General features: G+C 72.2%; 18 protein-coding genes. 8 read left to right on the top strand and 10 right to left on the bottom strand.

The annotated features are described in order from the left end of the window. Positions 1 to 14: 14 nt before the first annotated feature. Positions 15 to 3,881 carry an ABC transporter ATP-binding protein gene (locus ACGFZK_RS29015; RefSeq protein WP_393851807.1) on the bottom strand — a complete coding sequence of 1,289 codons (3,867 nt, stop codon included), beginning with the start codon at positions 3,879 to 3,881 and terminating at the stop codon, positions 15 to 17. Positions 3,882 to 4,135: 254 nt separating this feature from the next. Between ACGFZK_RS29015 and ACGFZK_RS29010 the strand changes: the two genes are divergently transcribed. Next, positions 4,136 to 4,396 (top strand): hypothetical protein, encoded by a 261-nt coding sequence (locus ACGFZK_RS29010; protein ID WP_393851806.1) that lies wholly within the window; start codon positions 4,136 to 4,138, stop codon positions 4,394 to 4,396. Between the two features lie 27 nt (positions 4,397 to 4,423). On the opposite strand, the gene ACGFZK_RS29005 is transcribed toward ACGFZK_RS29010, so the two are convergent. Both ACGFZK_RS29005 and speB read right to left on the bottom strand, forming a co-directional pair. Next, a complete protein-coding gene (locus ACGFZK_RS29005) occupies positions 4,424 to 6,091 on the bottom strand; it encodes a thiamine pyrophosphate-binding protein (RefSeq protein WP_393851805.1) in 1,668 nt (555 codons plus the stop codon). Between the two features lie 5 nt (positions 6,092 to 6,096). Continuing rightward, positions 6,097 to 7,059 (bottom strand): agmatinase, encoded by a 963-nt coding sequence (speB, locus tag ACGFZK_RS29000; protein WP_393851804.1) that lies wholly within the window; start codon positions 7,057 to 7,059, stop codon positions 6,097 to 6,099. A gap of 116 nt (positions 7,060 to 7,175) precedes the next feature. On the opposite strand from speB, the gene ACGFZK_RS28995 reads away from it, so the two are divergent. After that, positions 7,176 to 8,582 carry a helix-turn-helix domain-containing protein gene (locus ACGFZK_RS28995; RefSeq protein WP_393851803.1) on the top strand — a complete coding sequence of 469 codons (1,407 nt, stop codon included), beginning with the start codon at positions 7,176 to 7,178 and terminating at the stop codon, positions 8,580 to 8,582. A 166-nt stretch (positions 8,583 to 8,748) separates the two neighbouring features. Here the strand turns inward: ACGFZK_RS28995 and ACGFZK_RS28990 are convergent, their stop codons facing one another. Further along, entirely contained in the window at positions 8,749 to 9,204 is a 456-nt protein-coding gene (locus ACGFZK_RS28990) for a hypothetical protein (protein ID WP_393851802.1), read from the bottom strand. Between the two features lie 366 nt (positions 9,205 to 9,570). Between ACGFZK_RS28990 and ACGFZK_RS28985 the strand changes: the two genes are divergently transcribed. Both ACGFZK_RS28985 and tesB read left to right on the top strand, forming a co-directional pair. Continuing rightward, positions 9,571 to 10,728 carry an acyl-CoA dehydrogenase family protein gene (locus tag ACGFZK_RS28985; protein ID WP_393851801.1) on the top strand — a complete coding sequence of 386 codons (1,158 nt, stop codon included), beginning with the start codon at positions 9,571 to 9,573 and terminating at the stop codon, positions 10,726 to 10,728. Between the two features lie 27 nt (positions 10,729 to 10,755). Further along, positions 10,756 to 11,643, top strand: a complete 888-nt coding sequence (tesB, locus tag ACGFZK_RS28980; RefSeq protein ID WP_393851800.1) for an acyl-CoA thioesterase II — start codon at positions 10,756 to 10,758, stop codon at positions 11,641 to 11,643. 10 nt (positions 11,644 to 11,653) lie between these two features. Here tesB and ACGFZK_RS28975 read toward each other — a convergent pair whose 3' ends face one another. From ACGFZK_RS28975 to ACGFZK_RS28965, 3 genes are all read right to left on the bottom strand, one after another. Next, a complete protein-coding gene (locus ACGFZK_RS28975) occupies positions 11,654 to 12,505 on the bottom strand; it encodes a DUF4253 domain-containing protein (protein ID WP_393851799.1) in 852 nt (283 codons plus the stop codon). A gap of 76 nt (positions 12,506 to 12,581) precedes the next feature. Further along, on the bottom strand, positions 12,582 to 13,388 hold the full coding sequence (locus ACGFZK_RS28970; RefSeq protein ID WP_393851798.1) for a phosphatase: 807 nt from the start codon (positions 13,386 to 13,388) through the stop codon (positions 12,582 to 12,584). 56 nt (positions 13,389 to 13,444) lie between these two features. Continuing rightward, complete coding sequence (locus ACGFZK_RS28965; protein ID WP_393851797.1) at positions 13,445 to 14,023, bottom strand: TetR/AcrR family transcriptional regulator; 579 nt, start codon at positions 14,021 to 14,023, stop codon at positions 13,445 to 13,447. Between the two features lie 112 nt (positions 14,024 to 14,135). Between ACGFZK_RS28965 and ACGFZK_RS28960 the strand changes: the two genes are divergently transcribed. From ACGFZK_RS28960 to ACGFZK_RS28945, 4 genes are read left to right on the top strand one after another with little or no spacing between them, the layout of a single operon-like run. Next, on the top strand, positions 14,136 to 15,752 hold the full coding sequence (locus ACGFZK_RS28960; protein WP_393851796.1) for a carboxyl transferase domain-containing protein: 1,617 nt from the start codon (positions 14,136 to 14,138) through the stop codon (positions 15,750 to 15,752). A gap of 16 nt (positions 15,753 to 15,768) precedes the next feature. Further along, a complete protein-coding gene (locus ACGFZK_RS28955) occupies positions 15,769 to 17,868 on the top strand; it encodes a biotin carboxylase N-terminal domain-containing protein (protein ID WP_393851795.1) in 2,100 nt (699 codons plus the stop codon). An 11-nt stretch (positions 17,869 to 17,879) separates the two neighbouring features. Beyond that, positions 17,880 to 18,797 carry a hydroxymethylglutaryl-CoA lyase gene (locus tag ACGFZK_RS28950; RefSeq protein ID WP_393851830.1) on the top strand — a complete coding sequence of 306 codons (918 nt, stop codon included), beginning with the start codon at positions 17,880 to 17,882 and terminating at the stop codon, positions 18,795 to 18,797. A 7-nt stretch (positions 18,798 to 18,804) separates the two neighbouring features. Next, positions 18,805 to 19,965, top strand: a complete 1,161-nt coding sequence (locus ACGFZK_RS28945) for an acyl-CoA dehydrogenase family protein (RefSeq protein ID WP_393851794.1) — start codon at positions 18,805 to 18,807, stop codon at positions 19,963 to 19,965. A 56-nt stretch (positions 19,966 to 20,021) separates the two neighbouring features. Here the strand turns inward: ACGFZK_RS28945 and ACGFZK_RS28940 are convergent, their stop codons facing one another. Genes ACGFZK_RS28940 through ACGFZK_RS28930 form a run of 3 tightly spaced genes read right to left on the bottom strand, consistent with a single transcriptional unit; the run spans position 20,022 to position 23,300 of the window. Then, positions 20,022 to 20,726: a twin-arginine translocation signal domain-containing protein gene (locus ACGFZK_RS28940; RefSeq protein ID WP_393851829.1), complete on the bottom strand. Its 705-nt coding sequence runs from the start codon at positions 20,724 to 20,726 to the stop codon at positions 20,022 to 20,024. 22 nt (positions 20,727 to 20,748) lie between these two features. Next, a complete protein-coding gene (locus tag ACGFZK_RS28935; protein ID WP_393851793.1) occupies positions 20,749 to 21,069 on the bottom strand; it encodes a hypothetical protein in 321 nt (106 codons plus the stop codon). A 29-nt stretch (positions 21,070 to 21,098) separates the two neighbouring features. Continuing rightward, entirely contained in the window at positions 21,099 to 23,300 is a 2,202-nt protein-coding gene (locus tag ACGFZK_RS28930) for a glycoside hydrolase domain-containing protein (protein WP_393851792.1), read from the bottom strand. Positions 23,301 to 23,307: the final 7 nt, after the last annotated feature.

The following is a 23,307-nucleotide window of genomic DNA, read 5'->3' as shown; positions in this document are numbered from 1 at the left end:
CCCCAGGTGGCCGCTCAGGCCGCGGCGCGCTCGTCCTCACCGACGAAGGTGCGCCACAGCTCGGCGTACCGGCCGCCGCGCGCCAGGAGTTCGGTGTGGGTTCCGTCCTCCACGACCCGGCCGCGGTCCATGACCACGACCCGGTCGGCGCGCGCCGCGGTGGTCAGCCGGTGCGCGACCACCAGGGTGGTGCGCTTGCCGGCGAGCCGGTCCGTCGCCTGGTTGACCTGGGCCTCGGTGGCCAGGTCGAGGGCGGCGGTGGCCTCGTCGAGCAGCAGCACGTCCGGGTCGACGAGCTCGGCCCGGGCCAGCGCGATCAGCTGGCGCTGGCCCGCGGAGAGGTTGCGGCCCCGCTCGGCGACCGTGTGCAGGTAGCCGCCGTCGAGGGTGGCGATCATGTCGTGGGCGCCGACCGCGCGGGCGGCGGCCTCCACCTCGGCGTCGCTCGCCCCGGGCCGCCCGTAGGCGATGGCGTCACGGACCGTCCCCGGGAAGAGGTAGGCCTCCTGGGGGACGACCCCCAGCCGGTGGCGGTACGCCGTCAGGTCCAGCTCCCGTATGTCCGCGCCGTCGGCGGTGACCCGGCCGGAGGTCGGATCGTAGAACCGGGCCACCATCTTGACCAGCGTGGACTTTCCGGCCCCGGTCTCGCCGACGAAGGCGACGGTCTGCCCGGCGGGTATCCGCAGGCTGATGCCGGCCAGGGCCTCGCCCTTCTCCCCCCGCTCCTCGGCCGTCCCGTACTGGAAGCGGACGTTCTCGAAGGCGATCTCCCCGCCGAGCGACTCCACCGCGCGCGGCCGCTGAGGCAGCGGGGTGGTGGTGGGCTCGCGCAGCAGCCCCTGGATCCGGCCGAGGGCCACCGTGGCCTGCTGGTAGCCGTCGAAGACCTGGGAGAGCTGCTGGACGGGCGCGAAGAACAGGTCGATGTAGAGCAGGTACGCGACCAGGGCGCCGGTGGTGAGCGTCCCGGCCTCCACCCGCCCCGCGCCGACGATCAGCACGGCGGCCGCGGCCCCCGAGGACAGCAGCTGCACGAAGGGGAAGTAGACGGATATCAGCCACTGGCCGCGGACCCGGGCCTCGCGGTACGAGTGGCTGCGCTCGGCGAAGCGCTTGGCACCCGAGCCCTCGCGGCGGAAGGCCTGGACGATGCGCAGGCCCGAGACGGACTCCTGGAGGTCGGCGTTGACCAGGCTGACCCGGTCGCGGGCGAGCTCGTAGGCGGCGACGGACTTGCGGCGGAACACGATCGTACCGAGGACCAGGACGGGGAGGGTCGCGAAGACGATCAGCGCGAGCTCGGCGTCCAGGACGACCAGGGCGATCAGGATGCCGAAGAAGGTGAAGACGGAGACCACGGCGGTGACGAGCCCGGTCTGCAGGAACGAGCTCAGCGAATCCACGTCGGTGGTCATCCGGGTCATGATCTTGCCGGTCAACTCGCGCTCGTAGTAGTCGAGGCCGAGGCGCTGGAGCTGGGCGAAGATCTTGACGCGCAGGGCGTACAGCACGCGCTCGCCGGTACGTCCCGTCATCCGGGTCTCGGCGAACTGCGCGGCCCACTGTGCGACGACGAGGACGAGGGCGAGGGCGGCGGCCACCCAGACGGCGCCGAGCACGGCCTGCTCCACGCCCTGGTCGATGCCGTGCCGGATCAGGATCGGCAGCAGCAGTCCGGCCCCCGCGTCCGCGGCGACGAGGCCGAGGCTGATGGCGAGCGGCGCCCAGAACCCGTGGAGCAGGCGGCGCAGGCCGTAGCTCTCCTCGGCGGCCGCGGCGCGGGTCTCGTCCACCTCGGGCAGGTCCTCGGCGGGCGGCAGGGCGGCCACCTGCGCGAGCAGTTCGGGGGTGGCGGGCATCCCGGCGACGGACCCGGCCATGGAATGCCCGGCTCCGGGCGCGCCGCTCGCGGCGGCGGGAGCAGTACCGGGAGCGGCACCCGAGGTGGTCCCGTCGGGGTCGTCCTGGCGGCGCCAGAGCTCGGGGGTGACCCGGCCGGCGACCCTGCGCTTGGCGTTGACGGGCTCGGAGTCGATCTCCGCCTCGAGCTCGATGCCGCGCTCGACGTCACGGTCGAGCTCGCGCTCGAACTCCGTCATCACCCGGGCGTCCGGGGTCCGCGGCGAGGCGGCGCCGAGCGCGTCGGGGTCGGTGAGCAGCCTGCGGTAGAGCGCCGAGCGGCTCTCCAGCTGCTCGTGCGTCCCGATGTCGGCGAGCCGCCCGCGGTCGAGTACGGCGATCCGGTCGGCCAGCGCGAGCGTGGAGCGGCGGTGGGCGATCAGCAGGGTCGTCCGGCCGGCCATGACGGAACGCAGGGCCTCGTGGATCTCGTGCTCGACGCGGGCGTCCACGGCGGAGGTGGCGTCGTCGAGGAGCAGCAGCCGGGGGTCCGTGAGGATGGCCCGGGCCAGGGCGATGCGCTGGCGCTGGCCGCCGGAGAGGGTGAGCCCCTGCTCGCCGACCTTGGTGTCGTACCCGGCGGGCAGGGCCCGGATGAACCCCTCGGCCTGGGCGGCGCGGGCGGCGGCCTCGATCTGCTTCTCGGTGGCACCGGGGTGCCCGTAGGCGATGTTGGCGCGGATGGTGTCGGAGAAGAGGAAGGAGTCCTCGGGGACGAGGCCTATCGCGCCGCGCAGCGAGTCGTACGTCAGCTCACGGACGTCGTGGCCGCCGACGCGGACCGTGCCGCCGTCGGCGTCGTAGAACCGGGGCAGCAGGAGCGCGACGGTGGACTTGCCGCTTCCGGAGGACCCGACGACGGCGACGGTCTCCCCCTCCGCCACGGTGAGCGAGAACCCGTCGAGGACGGGCCGCCCGGGGTCGTAGCCGAAACGGACGTCGTCGAACTCGACGGTGGCGGGCGCGTCGGCGGGCAGCTCGCCCTCGCCCTCGCGGATCTCGGGCTCGGTGTCGATGAGCTCGAACACGCGCTCCACGCCGGCGCGGGCCTGCTGGCCGACGGTGAGGACCATGGCGAGCATGCGGACGGGGCCGACCAGCTGGGCGAGGTAGGTGGAGAAGGCGACGAAGGTGCCGAGGGTGACCTGGCCCTTGGTGGCCATCCACCCGCCGAGGGCCAGCATGGCGACCTGCGCGAGCGCGGGCACGGCCTGCAGGGCGGGGGTGTAGCGCGAGTTGAGCCGGATGGTCCGCATCCGGCCGGCGAACAGCCGGCGGCCGGCGGCGCGCAGCTTGCCGGTCTCCTGCTCCTCCTGGCCGAACCCCTTGACGACGCGGACGCCGGTCACGGCCCCGTCGACGACGGTGGCGACGGCGGCGGCCTGGCCCTGGGCCCACCAGGTGGCGGGGAAGAGCTTCTTGCGGCTGCGCTTGGCTATGAACCACAGGGCGGGGGCCATGAGCAGGGCGACGAGGGTCAGCAGCGGCGAGAGCCAGAGCATGATCCCGAGGGATATCCCGAAGAGCAGGAAGTTCCCGATCGTCATGGGCAGCATGAAGAGCAGGCCCTGGATCAGCTGGAGGTCGCTGGTGGCGCGGCCGACGACCTGGCCGGTGTTCAGCTCGTCCTGCCGCCGCCCGTCGAGGCGGGCGATCGTGGCGTACATGTCGGTGCGCAGGTCGTGCTGCACGTCGAGGGCGAGCCGTCCGCCGTAGTACCGGCGTATGTAGGTCAGCACGTACACGAGCAGGGCCGCGGCTATCAGCGTGCCTGCCCAGGGCGCCATGGCCTTGGTCTGGTCCCCGATGACGTCATCGATGATCACCTTGGTCACCAGCGGCACCACCGCCATGACGGCCATACCGGCCAGCGAGGAGCCGAGCGCGAGCAGCACATTGGTCCTGTACCGCCAGGTGTAGGCGGCGAGCCGCTTGCCCCAGCCCTGTTTCTCCCCATTCGATGTCTCTGCCGCCGCCACGTGAGGCCTCCCCGTTCGTCCTGTCCTGCCGGAAGCGCCAACGCTCCGACCGGCGGATTTCATCCCGCCGCAACAATCGCACTGCCGTACGGCGCGGGCGCGCGGGATGCGTCCGACCGGGGCGGGGAGGCGGGATCGGATCCTGTCAAGTCACGACTTTCCGGATCTGGGCCCGGCGGGGCGTGCCCACGATGCTGGAAGCACAGCCGACCGCGGACTGCGGTGGCGGTGGCGGACCGAAGGGATCCAGCGCGATGAGCACTCACGAGCACCGAACCGGCGGCGGCAGCGGCAGCGGCAGCGCCAGCGCCAGCGCCAGCGGCGACATCAGCTTCGTGCAGCGGACCGCCCGCACCGTCGTCCCCTTCGTCACCGCGTTCCTCCTCGCGCTCTTCGCGGCGAAGGTCCTGGGCCTGGTGACCGACAACCCGTGGGCGCGGCTGGCGACGGCGGTGGGGGTGGCCGTGGTCAGTCTCCTCCTGCACACCTACGAGGAGGCCGAGGAGGAGGCGTGAGCGGGCGGCCGGCGCCGCGGTGTGCTCTCAGAGGTGCGTCGGGGCGAACATCTTCAGCCGGGCGGGGAGGACCAGGACCGAGGGGCCCGGGGTCGCCAGCGCCTTCCTGAGGTCGGAGGTCAGGGACTCCGGGGTGGTGGTGGAGGCCGGGACGCCGAAGGACTCCGCCAGGGCCACGAAGTCGGGGCCGGTCAGCTGTGTACCGGTCTCGCAGCCGTACTCGCGCAGGATGCCGTACCCGCCGTCGTCCACGATCAGCCAGGTGACGTCGAGGTCGTGCTGCTTCGCCGTCGCCAGTTCCGCCACGGAGTACATCGCTCCGCCGTCGCCGGAGACCGCGAGCACCGGGGTGTCCGGTTCGGCGACGCACGCGCCGAGGGCCGCGGGGAAGGCGTAGCCGAGGCCGCCTGCGCCCTGGGCCGAGTGCATGGTGTTGGGGTGCTTCGGGTCGAAGGCGGACCAGGCCCAGTAGGACAGGATCGTCATGTCCCAGAAGGACGGGGAGCGGGCGGGAAGGGCGGCCCGGACCGAGCGGAGGAGCTGTTGCTCCAGGACCAGGTCCTGGGTGTCGAGGCGGGCCGCGATGTCCGCGAGCAGCAGGCGGACACGCTCCGGAGCGGTCGGGTCCGCGCGCTCGGCCACCGTCTCCAGCAGGGCCTGGAGGGCGAGCCGGGCGTCCGCGTGGATGCCCAGGCCGGCGTGGTTCGACTCCAGCTTGCCGAGGTCCGCCTCGATCTGGACGACCCGGCCCGTCGGGAAGAACGTGTGGTAGTTCGACGAGAGCTCACCGAGGCCCGAGCCGACGACCAGCAGGACGTCCGCGTCCTCCAGGAAGTCCGTCATATGGCGGTCCTCCAGCCAGGACTGGAGGGAGAGCGGATGCGTCCAGGGGAAGGCTCCCTTGCCGCCGAAGGTGGTGACGACGGGTGCGTTCAGCCGCTCGGCGAGCTGCTTGAGCTTGCCGGCCGCGTCCGAGCGGACGACCCCGCCGCCCGCGATGATCACCGGGCGGGTGGCGTTCTCCAGCCAGTGGGCGGCGACGGCGGTGAGCTCGGGGCGCGGGGCCGGCTCGTGCGGGGTCGCGTCCACGCCCGTGACCTGGGGGATGACGGTCTCGGCCCGCAGGACGTCCTCCGGGATCTCCACGAACACCGGGCCGTGCGGGGCCGTCAGGGCCGACTCCCAGGCCTCGGCGATCACGGAGGGGATCTGGGACGGGGTGCGGGCCGTGTGGACGGACTTCACCACGTCCCGGAAGGACGCCGACTGGTCCCGCAGCTCGTGCAGGTGCCCGCGCCGCCCGCCGCCCAGGCCCGCCACCGGGACCTGGGAGGAGATCGCGAGGACCGGGGCGGAGGCGGCGGCCGCCTCCGCCAGGGCGGGCAGCGCCATCAGCGCGCCCGGACCGGTGGAGAGCAGCAGCGGGACCGCCTCGCCGGTGATCCGGCCGTACGCGTCGGCGGCGAAGCCGGCGTTGTTCTCCGTACGCAGCCCCACGAGGCGCAGGTCGGAGCGGCCGACCGCGTCGAAGAGGGCGAGCGCGTGCTGGCCGGGCAGGCCGAAGACGGTGGTCGCGCCGAGGCCGCGCAGCGTCTCCACGACCAGGTCCCCGCCCGTCCGCCCTGGCGGCGGCGCGAGCGCGGCCGCCTTCTGGGCTTCGGTGGGACGGAGTACCAGGTCGTGGTCGTGCGTCACTTCGCTTACTTGCCCTTCGCCTGCGCGATCTGTCGCGACATGATCGTGGTGAGCTCGTACGCGGTGTGCGAGGCCGCGACCGAGGTGATCTCGGCGTGATCGTACGCCGGGGCGACCTCGACGACGTCGGCGGAAACGAGGTTGCAGGAGGACAGACCGCGGATGATCTCCAGCAGCTCGCGGGAGGTCATGCCGCCCGCCTCCGGGGTGCCGGTGCCGGGCGCGTGCGCCGGGTCGAGCACGTCGATGTCGATGGAGATGTACAGCGGACGGTCGCCGATGCGCTGGCGCAGCTGGTCGGCGACCTCGTCGGCGCCGCGGCGGTAGACGTCGGCCGAGGTGACGATGCCGAAGCCCATCTTGGCGTCGTCGGTCAGGTCCTGCTTGCCGTAGAGCGGGCCGCGGGTACCGACGTGGGAGAGCGCCTCGGTGTCGAGGATGCCCTCCTCGACGGCGCGGCGGAACGGGGTGCCGTGGGTGTACTCGGCGCCGAAGTAGGTGTCCCAGGTGTCCAGGTGGGCGTCGAAGTGGAGCAGCGCGACCGGGCCGTGCTTCTTCGCGACGGAGCGGAGCAGCGGGAGGGCGATGGTGTGGTCGCCGCCCAGGGTCATCAGGCGGGAGCCGGCGGAGAGCAGCTCGTCGGCGGCGGCCTCGACCGTCTCGACGGCCTCGTTGATGTTGAAGGGGTTCACGGCGATGTCACCGGCGTCGGCGACCTGCGCGAGCGCGAAGGGGGAGGCGTCCTGGGCCGGGTTGTACGGGCGCAGCAGGCGCGAGGCCTCGCGGATGGCGTTGCCGCCGAAGCGGGCGCCGGGGCGGTAGGACACGCCGGAGTCGAAGGGCACGCCGACGACGGCGACGTCGGCGGAGCCGACCTCGTCGAGGCGGGGCAGGCGGGCGAAGGTCGCCGGGCCCGCGTACCGCGGGATGCGGGAGGAATCGACGGGTCCGCGCGGCTGCGTGCTCATGGCTGTGCCTCTTTCTCTGGCCTGACGTGTGCGGTACTTCGAGCGTAAGGGGGCCGCCGAGGGGTGGGGAGTGTACGTTTCATCCATCTGGCACAGCTGCAATGTATGGAGTATCCATGCCCGGTCCTCCACGTGATCCGGAGTACGGGGAGCCGCTCACGCCGCCCGTGCTCCTCGCCTCGCTGCTCGGCGACCGGGAGCTCGGCCTGCGCCACCTCGCCGGGCCGGCCAACGCCGGGGTGCACGGGGTGCACGCCTCCGAGATGCCCGACCCCTCCCCGTACCTGCTCGGCGGCGAGCTGCTGCTGACCGCCGGGGCGGGCCCCGCCGACGACCCCGACGGGTACGTGGCCCGGCTGGCCGGGGCGGGGGCGGCCGCGCTCGGCTTCGGCGTCGCCCCGGTGCACGAGGAGGTCCCGGCCGCGCTGGCCGAGGCCTGCGCCCGGCACGGGCTGCCACTGCTGGAGGTCCCGCCGCGGACCCCCTTCTCGGCGGTCGCCCGCGCGGTGGGGCGGCTGATGGCGGAGGCCCGGACCCGGGAGCTGCGCCGGGTCACCGAGGCCCAGCAGGCCCTGGCGGCGGCCGCGGCCCGCCCCGACCCGGTCCCGGCGGTCCTGGCCAGGCTCGCCGCGACCCTGGGCGGGTCGGTCGCGCTGTGGCCGGGTGGCCGGGCGGCGGGTCCGGAGCTGCCGGCTCCGGCCTGGGAGGCCCTGTCCGCCCTGCTGGCCCGGGTCGGCCGCGAGGGCGGGCCCGCCACCGCCACCGACCGGGCGGGCGGACACCACCTGGCCGCCTACGCCCTGGCCGGGCGGGCGGCGCTGGGCACCGCGACCCCGGCCCGCGCGCCCGGCGACCACACCGTGGCATCGGTGGCCGCCGTACTGCTGACCCTGCTCACCGCCGAGCGGCCCGCCGGGGCGGAGGCGGCGGCCCTGACCCGGCTGCTGCTCGGCGGGGATCCGGCCGGGGCGCTGGCGACGGACGGGCCCTGGTACGCCGTCCACGCCCGCGGGTCCGGGGATCCGCAGGCCCTCGCGGCCGCGCTGGGCACCGTACTGCTGGACCCGCAACTGCCGGACCCGCACGAGGGCGGCGTACGGCTGCTCACGGACCGCGAGCCCGAGGCGCAGCCCGGCTGGCGGCTGGGCGTCAGCGCCCCGGCCGCGCCCGCCGGGCTGGCCACGGCCGATGCCCAGGCCGGGCGGGCCCTTCGGCGCGCGGAGGCGGCCCGCACCCCGCTGGCCCGCCACACCGAATCCGGCCTCGCGGGCCTGGTCGGCGCGGCCGAGGCCCGCGCCCACGCGGAGTCCCTGCTCGGGCCGCTCTCGCCCGCCCTGCGCGAGACCCTGCGCGGCTGGCTGGCGCACCACGGCAACTGGGACCGCACGGCCACCGCCCTCGGCGTTCACCGCAACACCGTCCGGCAGCGGATCACCCGCGCCGCGGAACTGCTGGGCCGGGACCTGGACGACCCGGACGTGCGGATGGAGCTGTGGTTCGCGCTGCGCGTCGCCGGCGGGTGAGTGCGGACCGCTCACCCGGGGTGGCCGTCCCCCGGGCGGAAGGCGGAGAGCATCTCCACGAAGCGGGCGGAGCCGGTGATCACGCCCGGCCCGTCGCTGCCGGGCGGCGCGGGCTCAACTCCGACCGACTCGATCCCGTCCTCCCCGATCCGCAGCAGGCGCGAGCTCAGCCGGTACTCCTCCGGGGCTCCTCCAAGGCGTCCTCCCCCATCTTCCGCACGAGCGGGCCGTAGGCGATCAGGCAGGTGTGCGGCTCCGGCCCCTCGACGGCCCACAGCATCAGGTGGCCGTGGAAGGGGACCATCGCGAGGATGCCGTGCGGCGCCGGGCGGTCGATGAGTTCGGCGGCGTGCAGGAGGTGTGTGGAGGTCCATCCTTCGCCGGCCTCGACGTTCACCAGCGGGTTCTCGTCGTCGTTGTACTGGAGCGGGACCGGCGCGGCGTCGAGGTTGGCCATGGCGGCGGCCCACACCTCGGAGTCCTCCGTCCGCCAGGAGCCGAACTGTTCCTGCCGGACGGGTGCGGAGAGGGCGCCGCCGACCCGGATCACCACGACGGCCGCCGGCTCCCCGGTGAGGGCGACCGCCAGTGCACGGTCCTCCCCCACCGTGTCGATGGTCACCAGCCTCGGCATGAGCAGGTGGCGGACCACGGCGAAGCGTCACCGTGGCCGACCGCCGGTTCGCGGGCGGCAGGGCCCGGACCAGCTCGGCCATCTCCGCGAGGTCCAGCGGCGCACCCGGCTCGCCCTCGGCGGGGAGGGCGAATCGGTACGTGAGACCACGAACAAGGCATTGTTGGGTACATTCCGGCCACTGCTGCCCGGACGGACGCCCTCCGCCGCGCCCCCTGCCGGCGGGCCGGGGTGAGCCACCCCACCCTTTCCGCGGTACCTCCACTCTGGACAGCCAGTTTGACTGGCCGGTAACTTATGCTGAGCAAGCGCTTAGCCATGGCGGCGGACCGCCGCGACCGAAGGGAGCCGGCCGTGCGCCGTACCGTTTTTGACGAGGACCACGAGGCATTCCGCGAGACCATCCGCGCCTTCATCGAGGCCGAGGTCGTCCCGGTCTACGACGACTGGTTCGCGGCCGGCCAGGCGCCGCGCGACTTCTACTACAAGCTCGGCGAGCTGGGCGTCTTTGGCATCAACGTGCCCGAGGAGTTCGGCGGCGCGGGCCTGGACACCCACAAGTTCGAGGCCGTCCTCTACGAGGAGACCTCCCGCGCGGGCGTCAACTTCGGCGGCTCCGGCGTGCACGTGCTGCTCGCCCTCCCCTACATCAAGATGCTGGCCGACGACGAGCAGAAGAAGCGCTACCTGCCGAAGTTCGTCTCCGGCGAGGAGATGTGGGCCCTCGCGATGACCGAGCCGGGCACCGGCTCCGACGTCGCGGGCATGAAGACCACCGCCAAGCTCTCCGAGGACGGCACGCACTACGTCCTCAACGGCTCCAAGACCTTCATCACCGGTGGCGTCCACGCCGACCGCGTGATCGTCTGCGCCCGCACCTCCGCCCCCGGCGAGCAGGACCGCCGCTTCGGCATCTCCCTCTTCGCCGTGGACACCAAGTCCGAGGGCTACTCCATAGGCCGCAAGCTGGACAAGCTGGGCCTGCGCACCTCCGACACCGCCGAGCTGGCGTTCGTCGACGTGAAGGTCCCGGTCGAGGACCTCCTCGGCGAGGAGAACAAGGGCTTCTACTACCTCGGCGCCAACCTGCCCTCCGAGCGCTGGGGCATCGCCTTCGGCGCCTACGCGCAGGCCAAGGCCGCCGTCCGATTCGCCCAGCAGTACGTGACCGAGCGCACCGTCTTCGGCAAGCCGGTCGCCCACTTCCAGAACACCAAGTTCGAACTGGCCTCCTGCCAGGCCGAGGTGGACGCCGCCGAGGCCGTCGCCGACCGCGCCCTGGAGGCCCTGGACGCCGGCGAGCTGACCGCCGCCGAGGCCGCCTCCGCGAAGCTGTTCTGCACCGAGGTCGCGCACCGCGTCATCGACAAGTGCCTCCAGCTGCACGGCGGCTACGGCTACATGAACGAGTACCCGATCGCGCGCCTGTACGCCGACAACCGCGTGAACCGCATCTACGGCGGCACCAGCGAGGTCATGAAGTCCATCATCGCCAAGTCCATGGGCCTGTAGGGAAGTCCGGGCGCTTAGCCTTCACCCATGAACGAGGCACTGACGTCCCTCCTCGATCTGCTCGACCTCGAGCAGATCGAGGAGAACATCTTCCGCGGCACCAGCAGGCCTTCCCTGGTGCCGCGCGTCTTCGGCGGTCAGGTCGCGGCCCAGGCGCTGGTCGCGGCCGGGCGGACCGTCCCCGAGGACCGCACCGCGCACTCCCTGCACTCGTACTTCCTGCGCACCGGGGACACGGGTGCGCCCATCGTCTACTCGGTGGACCGGATCCGCGACGGGCGCTCCTTCACCACGCGCCGGGTCGTCGCCGTCCAGCACGGCCAGCCGATCTTCCACCTCTCCGCGTCGTTCCAGAAGTACGAGGACGGCCTCGACCACCAGGTCGCCATGCCGTCCGCCCCGGACCCGGAGTCGCTGCCCACCGCGGCCGAGTCGCTGCCCGCGTACCGGGAGATCTTCCGCGACCCCGGCACGGTGGAGCGGCTGATCGAGACCCGGGAGGCGGTGGACCTGCGCTACGCGACGACCCCGCCCTGGGGCAGCGTGGGCGAGCCCGTGGAACCGCGCTCGCAGGTGTGGTTCCGTACGGCCGGCAAGCTGGACAGCGCCGATCCGCTGCTGCACACCTGTCTGGCCACCTACGTCTCCGACATGACCCTGCTGGACTCGGTGCTGCTCGCGCACGGGCGGGGCGGCTGGGCGGTGGGCGACGTGGTCGGCGCCTCGCTGGACCACGCGATGTGGTTCCACCGGCCGTTCCGCGCGGACGAGTGGCTGCTGTACGACCAGGAGTCGCCCTCGGCGGCCGCGGGCCGCGGTCTGGGCCAGGCCCGCATCTGGACCCAGGACGGCCGGCTGGCCGTGACCGTCATCCAGGAGGGCGTCGTACGCGTCCCGCGCACGAGCCCGGCCTGATCGGCGGCCCTCAGTCCCACCAGAAACCCCAGTGGTTGCTGCCGGTGACCGCCTCGTCCGCGTAGGCGCGGATGCTGCCGGAGCCCTGCCAGATGTTGTCGGGCGCGAAGGCGAAGTGCTCCGCCGCGACGGGGAGCGCCCGCGTGACCGTACGCGGCGGGGCCGCCACGGACACGTGGAGTTCGTCGAAGCCGAGGGCGACGACCCGGGCGCCGAAGCGGTCCTCCCAGGAGCGCAGCACCGTGCTGATGAGGGCGGTGTCGTTCTCGTGGTTGGTCGGCCCGCACCAGCCCATCGCGGTGGGGACGTCGGCCCCGCGGCCCGCGGGGACCAGGGCGAGCCGCGGGCTCGGCAGGGCGCCGCTCGCCATCAGCTCGTCCGCGAGCGCGCAGGCGGCGGCCTCCGGGTCCGCGCCGCCATCGGGACCCGCCTCCGCGAGCCCCGGCCAGTCGCGGCCGAAGGGCGCGATGAGCTCCTCGCCCTCGGCTCCCTCCTGCGGATCGGGCACCACCGCGGCCCAGTACTCGCGCAGCACCGGCTCGACGTGGTGGTCGTCGGGGTCGGACATCCGCTCCGGCGCGAACTCCCGCTCCTGCCACCACCGTTCGAGCCCGCGGCGATCCTGGAGCAGCACGGCCTGCAGCCCGGCGGCCGCGAACGCGGGGCTCCGGTACGCGGCGAACGCACCGACCCCCACGGCCTCGTCGGACACCCAGGCCAACGGCTCGGCCGCCTTCCCCCACCGCCGCCGCCCCGGCGCGCCGATGACCGCACCCGGCGGCAACTCAAGCCCCAGGGAGCGGCCTTGGGGATCGTCGGCCAGTACGGACAGCGGGTTGTACGTCTTCGCGGACTTCGACATACAGCGACCGTAGCCAGCACCACTGACAACGGCCCGGCCGGGCAGCCGGGCGGCGGGGCTGACGGATCCGACCGCGCTACGCGTCCGTCAGGCCCGCCGCGTCCAGGAGGTACGCCACCATCGGGTCGTAGTAGCGGGGGTCACGGACGTGGTCGTCCAGGGGGACCGCCACCTGGAGGGTGCCCTCGGCCTCGCCGAGGAAGAGCGCCGGGTCGTTGCAGTCGGCGTAGCCGACCGCGTCCAGGCCGCGCTGGGCCGCGCAGCCCGCCCAGCCGTGGTCGGCGACGACCAGGTCCGGCTGCGGGCGGTTCCCGGCCGCCAGGGCGTCCAGGATCGCGGCCATCGGCTCCGGCGAGTGGGTGTGCCACAGGGTCGCGCCCCGCTCCAGGACCGCGACGTCGGCGAACTGCCACACCGAGCCCTCGTCCGCCACCAGGCCCGGGGGGATCACCACGATCTCGCAGCCCGCGGCGCGCAGGGCCGCCGCCGTGGCCCGGTGGACGTCCAGCAGGCCGCCCGGGTGCCCGGTGGCGAACAGCACGCCCTGCCGGTCCAGCGCGGCCTTGCGCAGTCGCGCCGCCAGCCGGTCCAGGCCGGCCACGGTCAGCTCCGGGTCGATGGTGTCCTGGCCGTACCGGAACGCCGGGTCGTCCACGACCCCGCACCGCTCCGCCATCACCGCGAGCACGTCCTGCTCGTCCGTCCAGCGGTCGCCCAGCTCCAGGCCGAGCCAGTAGTGCCGGTCGCCGTTGGCGAGCTTGCGGTAGTGGCTGAGGTTGTTCTCGCGCGGAGTCGCGACCTGCCCCGCGATCCGGGTACGGACCAGGTGGTCGATGAGTTCGGCACGGCTCGGCGTCTCTATCGGCTTCGGCATACGGGCCATTCTGCCGCCGCCGGGCCGGAGGCGGCGCGTCCATTCCGGTCGGCGGACGCCCCGGGTCATGCCGACAGCGCCCCGAACGCGCCGTGCGCGAGGCGCCTCAGCAGCGATTCCGTCGCCTCGCGCCCCAGGGCCGCCAGGTGCGGGGTGGAGTTGAGCAGACCGAAGACCGCGTGCACGGAGACCCGTACCTCCGCCTCGACGACCTCCGGGTGCAGTTCCCGTACGACCTCCACCCACAGCTCCACGTACTGGCGCTGCAGCTGCCGTACGAGCTTGCGGTCGGCGTCCCGGAGCCGGTCGAGCTCCCGGTCGTGCAGGGTGATCAGCGCCCGGTCGTCGAGCGCGAAGTCGATGTGGCCGTCGATGAGGGAGGACAGCACCCGGGCCGGTTCGCCCGCCGCCTGCGCCACCCGGTGGCGGCCGCCGGTCAGCAGTCGTTCGCTGATGCCGACGAGCAGTTCGGCGAGCATGGCGTCCTTGCCCGCGAAGTGCCGGTACAGGCCGGGGCCGCTGATGCCCACCGCGGCTCCTATCTCGTCGACGCCGACGCCGTGGAATCCGCGCGCGGCGAAGAGACGAGCGGCCTCGTTGAGGATCTGCTCGCGACGGGTGGGGGCGGCCGCTCTGGTGCTCATGGGAAACCATTCTAGACAGGGCCGTTAGCGGTCGTTAACCTAAGCCCCACACACGTTAACGCTCACTAACAGCGTGCACCGAGCAAGTGGAACGAGCAAGGGAGCTCGACCGATGCAGCAGGCACCAGTGCTGACGAGCGCCGCGGACCCGGCGTCCGAGGCCTGGCGGACCAACGAGGCCGCCCACCGCGAGCTGACCGAGGGCCTGCGCGCCCGGCTCGACGCGGCCCGGCTCGGTGGCGGCGAGAAGGCCCGCGCCCGCCACACCGCCCGCGGGAAGCTCCTCCCCCGCGACCGCGTGGACACCCTCCTCGACCCCGGATCGCCCTTCCTGGAGCTGGCCCCGCTGGCCGCCGAGGGCATGTACGGGGGTGCGGCGCCCGCCGCCGGGGTCATCGCGGGCATCGGCCGGGTCAGCGGCCGCGAGTGCGTGATCGTCGCGAACGACGCCACCGTCAAGGGCGGCACGTACTACCCGATGACCGTCAAGAAGCACCTCCGCGCCCAGGAGGTGGCCCTGGAGAACCGTCTCCCCTGCCTCTACCTGGTCGACTCGGGCGGCGCCTTCCTCCCCATGCAGGACGAGGTCTTCCCCGACCGGGAGCACTTCGGCCGCATCTTCTACAACCAGGCCCGCATGTCGGGGGCCGGCATCCCGCAGATCGCCGCCGTCCTCGGCTCCTGCACGGCGGGCGGGGCGTACGTACCGGCCATGAGCGACGAGGCCGTCATCGTCCGCAACCAGGGCACGATCTTCCTCGGCGGCCCGCCGCTGGTGAAGGCCGCCACCGGCGAGGTGGTCACGGCCGAGGAGCTCGGCGGCGGCGAGGTCCACTCCCGGGTCTCCGGCGTGACCGACCACCTCGCGGAGGACGACGCGCACGCGCTGCGGATCGTACGGAACATCGTGGCGACCCTGCCCGAGCGCGGGGCCCTGCCCTGGTCGGTCGAGGCGCCGGAAGAGCCCAAGGTGGACCCGTACGGGCTGTACGGCGCGGTCCCCGTCGACTCGCGCACCCCGTACGACGCCCGCGAGATCATCGCCCGGATCGTGGACGGCTCCCGCTTCCAGGAGTTCAAGTCCGAGTTCGGCCAGACGCTGGTCACCGGCTTCGCCCGGATCCACGGTCACCCGGTCGGGATCATCGCCAACAACGGCATCCTGTTCGCCGAGTCCGCCCAGAAGGGCGCGCACTTCATCGAGCTGTGCGACCAGCGCGGCATCCCGCTGCTCTTCCTCCAGAACATCTCGGGCTTCATGGTCGGCAAGGACTACGAGGCGGGCGGCATCGCCAAGCACGGCGCCAAGATGGTGACGGCGGTGGCCTGCACCCGGGTGCCGAAGCTGACGGTGGTGGTCGGCGGCTCGTACGGCGCCGGCAACTACTCGATGTGCGGCCGGGCGTACTCGCCCCGGTTCCTGTGGATGTGGCCCAACGCCAAGATCTCCGTGATGGGCGGGGAGCAGGCGGCCTCGGTGCTCGCCACGGTCAAGCGCGACCAGATCGAGGGCGCGGGCCAGGAGTGGCCCGCCGAGGACGAGGAGGCCTTCAAGGCCCCGGTCCGCGCGCAGTACGAGGAGCAGGGCAACGCCTACTACGCCACCGCGCGGCTGTGGGACGACGGCGTCATCGACCCGATGGAAACCCGGCAGGTGCTGGGACTGGCCCTGACCGCGTGCGCGAACGCCCCCCTGGGCGACTCGGGCTTCGGCATCTTCCGTATGTGACGTGAGGACCTCACTGATGTTCAGCACTGTTCTGGTGGCGAACCGGGGCGAGATCGCGGTCCGGGTCATCCGCACCCTGCGGCAGCTCGGCATCCGCTCCGTGGCCGTCTTCAGCGACGCCGACGCGGACGCCCGCCATGTCCGGGAGGCCGACACGGCCGTCCGGATCGGCCCGGCCGCGGCCGCCGAGAGCTACCTGTCGGTGGAGCGGCTGCTGGATGCCGCCCGGCGCACCGGCGCCGAGGCCGTCCACCCCGGCTACGGCTTCCTCGCCGAGAACGCGGCCTTCGCGCAGGCCTGCGCCGACGCCGGACTCGCCTTCATCGGGCCCCCGGCCTCCGCCATCTCCCTGATGGGCGACAAGATCCGCGCCAAGGAGACCGTGAAGGCCGCGGGCGTGCCCGTGGTGCCGGGCTCCTCCGGCAGCGGCCTGACCGACGCCGAACTGGTCGCCGCCGCGGCCCAGATCGGCATGCCGGTGCTGCTCAAGCCCTCGGCGGGCGGCGGCGGCAAGGGCATGCGGCTGGTGCGCGACGAGGCGGTGCTGGCCGAGGAGATCGCGGCGGCCCGCCGCGAGGCGCGGTCCTCCTTCGGCGACGACACGCTGCTGGTCGAGCGGTGGGTGGACCGGCCGCGGCACATCGAGATCCAGGTCCTCGCGGACGCCCACGGGAACGTGGTGCACCTCGGCGAGCGCGAGTGCTCGCTGCAGCGCCGCCACCAGAAGGTCATCGAGGAGGCGCCGTCGGTCCTGCTCGACGAGAAGACCCGTGCGGCGATGGGCGCGGCGGCGGTCGACGCGGCCCGCTCCTGCGGGTACGTCGGCGCGGGCACGGTGGAGTTCATCGTGCCGGGCGGCGACCCCTCCGCCTACTACTTCATGGAGATGAACACCCGCCTCCAGGTCGAGCACCCGGTGACGGAGCTGATCACCGGGCTGGACCTGGTGGAGCAGCAGCTGCGCGTGGCGGCGGGCGCTCCCCTCGACTTCGGCCAGTCCGAGGTGACGCTGACCGGGCACGCCATCGAGGCCCGCGTCTGCGCGGAGGACCCGGCGCGCGGGTTCCTGCCGTCCGGCGGCACCGTCCGGGCCCTGTCCGAGCCGTCGGGCGGTGCGGTGCGTACGGACTCCGGGCTGACGGCGGGCGTGCCGGTGGGCTCGACGTACGACCCGATGCTGTCCAAGGTCATCGCGTACGGGCCCGACCGCGCCAGTGCGCTGCGCTTGCTGCGGGGGGCTCTGGCGGACACCGTGATCCTGGGTGTCCAGACGAACGCGGGTTTCCTGCGCAGGCTCCTGGCCCACCCGGACGTGGTCTCCGGCGACCTGGACACGGGCCTGGTGGAACGGGACCTCGCCGAGCTCCTGCCGGAGGGGGTCCCGGACGAGGTGTACGCCACTGCAGCCCTGCTGGCGCAGGGTCCCCGGGCTCTGCCCGGACCCGCTCCTCAAACGCCGGAGGGGCTGGGTTGGTGGGCCGACCCCTTCGACGCCGCCAACGGCTGGCGTCTGGGCGGCACGCCCGCCTGGACGGTCCACCACTTCCGCCTTCCCGGCCAGGATCCGGTGCAGGTTCGTACTCGCCCCCTGGGAACGGACTCCGAGCTCCTCATCTCGGACTCGTCCGGGCCAAATCCAGCCCCGCCGGCGTTTGAGGCGCGGGGGTCCGGGGGCAGCGCCCCCGGCGCACCGGCCCGCGGCCGGATCCTCACCCGCACCCCCGACACCGTCACGGTCGAACTCGACGGCGTCACGCACCGGTTCAGCCACGCCACCTCCCCGGAGGGGACCTGGCTCGGCCGCGACGGCGACAGCTGGCACGTCCAGACGTACGACCCCGTCGTGGCGAACCTCAGCGGGGCCGGACGCGGAGGCGCGGACACCCTCGCCGCCCCCATGCCCGGCACCGTCACCGTGGTCAAGGTGGCCGTCGGCGACAGGGTCACGGCCGGGCAGAGCCTCCTCGTGGTCGAGGCCATGAAGATGGAGCACGTCATCTCCGCCCCGCACGCCGGCACCGTCACCGAGCTGGACGTGACCCCCGGCACCACGGTCGCCATGGACCAGATCCTGGCCGTCGTCACCCCCGACGAGGACGAGGAGGGGGCCGCGTGAACAGGCTGCCCATGAACGTCCCGGCCCCCGGCCTCCCGGCCCGGGTCCGCATCCACGAGGTCGGCGCCCGCGACGGCCTGCAGAACGAGAAGGGCGCGGTCCCCACCGCCGTCAAGGCGGAGTTCATCCACCGCCTCGCCGCCGCCGGACTGACCACCATCGAGGCCACCAGCTTCGTACACCCCAAGTGGGTGCCCCAACTGGCGGATGCCGAGGAGCTGTTCCCGCAGCTTTCCGACGTCGCGGCGGATCTGCCCGTCCTCGTGCCCAACGAGCGCGGACTCGACCGCGCGCTCGCCCTCGGGGCCCGGCGCATCGCGGTCTTCGGCTCGGCCACAGAGACCTTCGCCGCCCGCAACCTCAACCGGACCGTCGCCGAGTCCCTCGCCATGTTCGAGCCCGTCGTGGCCCGCGCCAAGGAGGGCGGGGCGCACGTCCGCGGCTATCTCTCCATGTGCTTCGGCGACCCCTGGGAGGGCCCGGTCCCGGTCCACCAGGTGGTCTCCGTCGCCAAGGCCCTGCTGGACCTCGGCTGTGACGAGCTGAGCCTCGGCGACACGATCGGCGTGGCCACCCCCGGTCATGTGCAGGCCCTGCTCGCCGCGCTGAACGAGGCCGGTGTCACGACCGACCGGATCGGCGTGCACTTCCACGACACCTACGGCCAGGCCCTGTCCAACACCCTCGCCGCACTCCAGCACGGCGTGACCACCGTCGACGCCTCCGCAGGCGGCCTCGGCGGGTGCCCGTACGCGAAGAGCGCCACCGGCAACCTCGCGACCGAGGACCTGGTGTGGATGCTCGACGGCCTCGGCATCGAAACCGGGGTCGATCTGGCCGCCCTCACCGCCACGAGCGTGTGGATGGCCGAACAGCTGGGACGCCCCAGCCCCTCCCGTACCGTCCGCGCCCTCTCCCACAAGGAGTAGTCACACCATGTCCCTCGACCACCGGCTCACCCCTGAGCACGAGGAACTCCGCCGCACCGTGGAGGCGTTCGCGCACGACGTCGTCGCCCCGAAGATCGGCGACCTGTACGAGCGGCACGAGTTCCCGTACGAGATCGTCGCCGAGATGGGCCGCATGGGCCTGTTCGGCCTGCCCTTCCCGGAGGAGTACGGCGGCATGGGCGGGGACTACCTCGCCCTCGGCATCGCCCTGGAGGAGCTGGCCCGGGTCGACTCCTCGGTCGCCATCACCCTGGAGGCCGGGGTCTCCCTCGGCGCCATGCCGATCCACCTCTTCGGCACCGAGGAGCAGAAGCGCGAGTGGCTGCCGAGAATGTGCTCCGGCGAGATCCTGGGCGCCTTCGGCCTGACCGAGCCGGGTGCGGGCTCCGACGCGGGCGGCACCCGCACCACCGCCGTCCGTGAGGGCGACGAGTGGGTCATCAACGGCTCGAAGTGCTTCATCACCAACTCGGGTACGGACATCACCGGCCTGGTCACGGTCACCGCCGTGACGGGCCGCAAGGCGGACGGCCGCCCGGAGATCTCCTCGATCATCGTCCCGTCCGGCACCCCGGGCTTCACGGTGGCCGCCCCGTACTCCAAGGTGGGCTGGAACTCCTCGGACACCCGTGAGCTGTCCTTCGACGGCGTACGGGTCCCGCTGGCCAACCTGGTGGGCCAGGAGGGCCGCGGCTACGCGCAGTTCCTGCGGATCCTCGACGAGGGCCGGATCGCCATCTCCGCGCTCGCGACCGGGCTCGCGCAGGGCTGTGTGGACGAGTCGGTGAAGTACGCCAGGGAGCGGCACGCCTTCGGCAAGGCGATCGGCGACAACCAGGCCATCCAGTTCAAGCTGGCCGACATGGAAATGCGCGCGCACATGGCCCGCATCGGCTGGCGCGACGCGGCCTCCCGGCTGGTGGCCGGTGAGCCGTTCAAGAAGGAGGCGGCGATCGCGAAGCTGTACTCCTCGACGGTGGCCGTCGACAACGCGCGCGAGGCGACCCAGATCCACGGCGGCTACGGGTTCATGAACGAGTACCCGGTGGCCCGTATGTGGCGGGACTCCAAGATCCTGGAGATCGGCGAGGGCACGAGCGAGGTCCAGCGCATGCTGATCGCGCGTGAACTGGGCTTCGCGGGCTGAGACACCGCGTGACGGTGTCCGGCGCGGGCCCTGGGCCCGTGCCGGACATCCGCTTGTCAGCGAGCGGTCACGCCACCGGAGCGCTGGGTGCTCGCCAGCCGGTCCGCGCTGCTGCGCCGGGTCGGGGCCAGGACGTCCACGGTGACTCCGGCACCGGCGCCGGGCGTCTCGTCCCAGGCCCGGAGCTTGACCGCGACCTTCTTGATCCGCTCGTCGTCCGGTCCGCCGTCGATGTAGAACAGCGATTCGTCGACGTGCTTGTCGTCGCCACCCCAGCGCACGACTCCCTCGCAGTCGGCGAGGATGTCCCGCAGCACCAGCTCCTGGTAGGCGAAGAGCCCTCCCTTGGCGGCGGCGCCCGGGCGTACGCGCACCGCGGTGCCGGACGCGAGGTTGGATTCGGGGCCGTCCTTGCGGAGCCCCTCGATCGCACGCCAGCCGGCCAGGTCGACCGCGCTGAGCTGCTCGACCTCGTAGTGGAAGCGGCGGACCACGTGGAGGAGCAGGGCCTCCACGTCACCGATCCGGACGTCGACCTTGAGCCCGGTGCCGGCGACCGGACGGGTCCACACGGTCGAGACGTTGTTCGCCTCCTTCTCGATCGTCCACCCGTTCGCGGACGTCGGGAGCTTCTTCGGCTGCTCCTCCCCGTTCTTCGGCGCGGCAAAGGCCGTGCCCGGAAGCAGGGAGCCCATCGCGGCAACGGCACCGATCACCGCGGCGCTCTTGACCACGGACCGGCGGCTCATCGCGTTCTGCATGCTGTTCATCTCTTCCTCGTTCTCACAGAAGGATCATGAGCGCGAACGAGGGGACCAGGGTCACCAGGGCGCACACCGGCCAGTAGACCCGAGCCGCCGCCGTGTTCCCTCGCCGTACGAAGTGGTTGGCGAGCCACCACAGCAGCACGAACAGGGTCACGATCGGCGCCGCGATCACCAGCCAGAGCAGCATGCCGTCGTTCTCCGTGGGATCCCGGAGGGTCCAGCCGAGGTCGGCGAGCGGCCCGTTGACGGCGATGTACCAAAGGAGCCAGACCGGCACCACACCGGGCACTCCCATCAGCAGGTTCACTCCTGCGGCTATCCACCATTGCCTTCGCATGCGCCCAGTATTCACGCTCATGATCGGGGTCACTTGGTGCGGGAAAGCCGGTTGTAGTTCTCGAGCACGTTGTACAGGCCCATCAGCTGCTTACCGTATTCACGCGCGTTCGGGTCGGTGATGGGACCGTTGTACCGGCCGAGCAGGTCCTGGGTGTGCGCGGCGCTGGTGGTCAGGCTCGGGCGGGCGATGCCGAGCTGGTGCGCGTTGTAGACCGTCAGGTAGGCGGCAGAACGGATGTTGTACGTCGTGTCCGTGTTCAGGCTGGTCCAGACCGACTTCATGTCGCTCTTCGTCAGCGGCGTTCCGTTGATGATGCCCTGCTGCATGCAGTAGTTGCGCGCCTCGATGGCCACCCACGCGAAGATCTGCCCCCAGCCCGTGCTGGAGTCATCCTTCAGACCGTTGCGGACCGCCGTGTCGGACACCACGTCCAGGGGGTTCAGCTTGCGCAGCTCCCACATGACCGGGGCCTGGATCAGAGCCTTGCGCAGCCGGAGCTGCCGGGCCAGGGAGGTGAAGAGCCAGTCCGCGCTCAGCATGAGGTCGAAGGCCTTCGTGGTGGAGATGCCGCCGGTCGTGGCCCAGTCCTTGTCCCAGCCGTCACCGCCCGTCTCCGGCACGCCGATCATCGTCAGGTACTGCTTGACATCGGTGAGCATCGAATCGCGGTAGGCGGTCTTGTCCAGGTCGACGTCCAGGCCGTCCGAGGAGGCTCCGGCGTTGAAGTCGGCCTGACCGAGGTCACGGCCCGAGGCGATGTTGTTGTCGATGTTGATCGCGCCGGCGCCCGAGCCCACGGTGATCGTGGCGATCTGGTCGAAGGCCCAGTTGGTCGGCATCGGGTAGCCGAGGTTCCCGGAGAATCCGCTCGACATGTCGGAGACGAAGCTGGTGGCCGCGAAGCCGGCGTCCGCGACGCGCTGGCACACGTTGCGCGGGCCGTAGACGCCCACGCCGTAGCCGGAGTTCTCGCCGATGGTCCGCATCACCCCGCGGAAGTGCGGAATGATGTATTCGCTGATCTCGCCGTCCATCGCGTCGTAGTCGACCGCGAAGTAGATGATCGTGCCGGGCTTGAAGCCGTGGTACTGGGCCCATTCGATGGCCCGGAAGGCGTCGCCCGTGCCCTGGTTGTAGCTGAAGTAGTCGGCGGACCGGCTCCACGTCTGGAAGATCGGGAAGCAGCGCAGCCCGTTCGCCTTGATCGTGGCGAGCTCGCCGGGCTGGATCGCCTTCTCCGGCAGGGACGTGGTGGACGGGTTGTAGAGGTACCGGCCGACGTACTTGTAGCCGGCGGCCTTCAGCGCCTCGGCGCGGGCCTGCGTGACCATCGTGACACCGTCGCACGCGGTGCCCTTGCGGGACTGGTCGCCGTAGGAGACGAGCAGCGAGGCCCACGTCTGGAAGTCGCCGGACCCGGTGACCGGCAGCTTCATGAACGACTGGAAGCTCTCCACGCCGGCCTTGACCGTGCCGGTGAAGTCCCCGAAGGGAACGGACCGCTTGTTGAGGATCATCGCCGCGGTGAACAGCTGCGCCCACGTGCCGGTGGTCCCGACCGAGACCGTGTGGGACTTCAGGCCGGCCTGGGTGCCCGGTCCGAAGGCGCCGTTCGCGGTGCCGTCGGCCATGCCGATCTCGTACTGGACGGCGAACAGCATCGACTTGGCGACGTCACGGGAGTGGTGGCCGTCGCAGGGGATGGCGTAGAAGTCCTTGCGCAGGATGTACCGGCCGTTCAGCCACTGCTGGATGGTGCGGACGACGTCCGAGCCACCGTTGACGGTGACGTAGGCGTCCATGTTGAACAGGCCCTTGGCGACCTTCGGCCACAGGGAGCTGCCCGGGTACGCAGTGCTCAGGCCCATGTTCTGGATCAGCTTCGCGACGGCGGCCTGGACGCGGGAGTTGTACTTGCCGTCGATCTCACCACCGTCGTAGCCCTTGCAGTACAGGGCGGACTGGATGACGCGGCAGAAGTTCGCCGAGGGGACGGTCGTCTCGTCCAGCTTGCCGTACTTCGACGCGATCGTGGAGAGCGTCGTCGGCCCGAAGGAGTCCGAGAGGGAGCTGACGCCCATCTCGTACTGGAGCGCCCGGGTCAGCGCGTACATCGTGGTCCAGCTGGTGACGCCGTTCTCGTCCAGCTTGGATATGCCGAGCGTCGCACCGTTCCCGTAGGTCGTGTTCACGAATCGTTGGGCGAGACGAACCATCTCGTCGGCCATGAGCTGT

The organism is Streptomyces sp. NPDC048257 (assembly GCF_043201855.1).
Taxonomy (GTDB): Bacteria; Actinomycetota; Actinomycetes; order Streptomycetales; family Streptomycetaceae; genus Streptomyces.
Note: the sequence above shows the minus strand (reverse complement) of the source record. Positions and strands in the feature narration are given on the sequence as shown.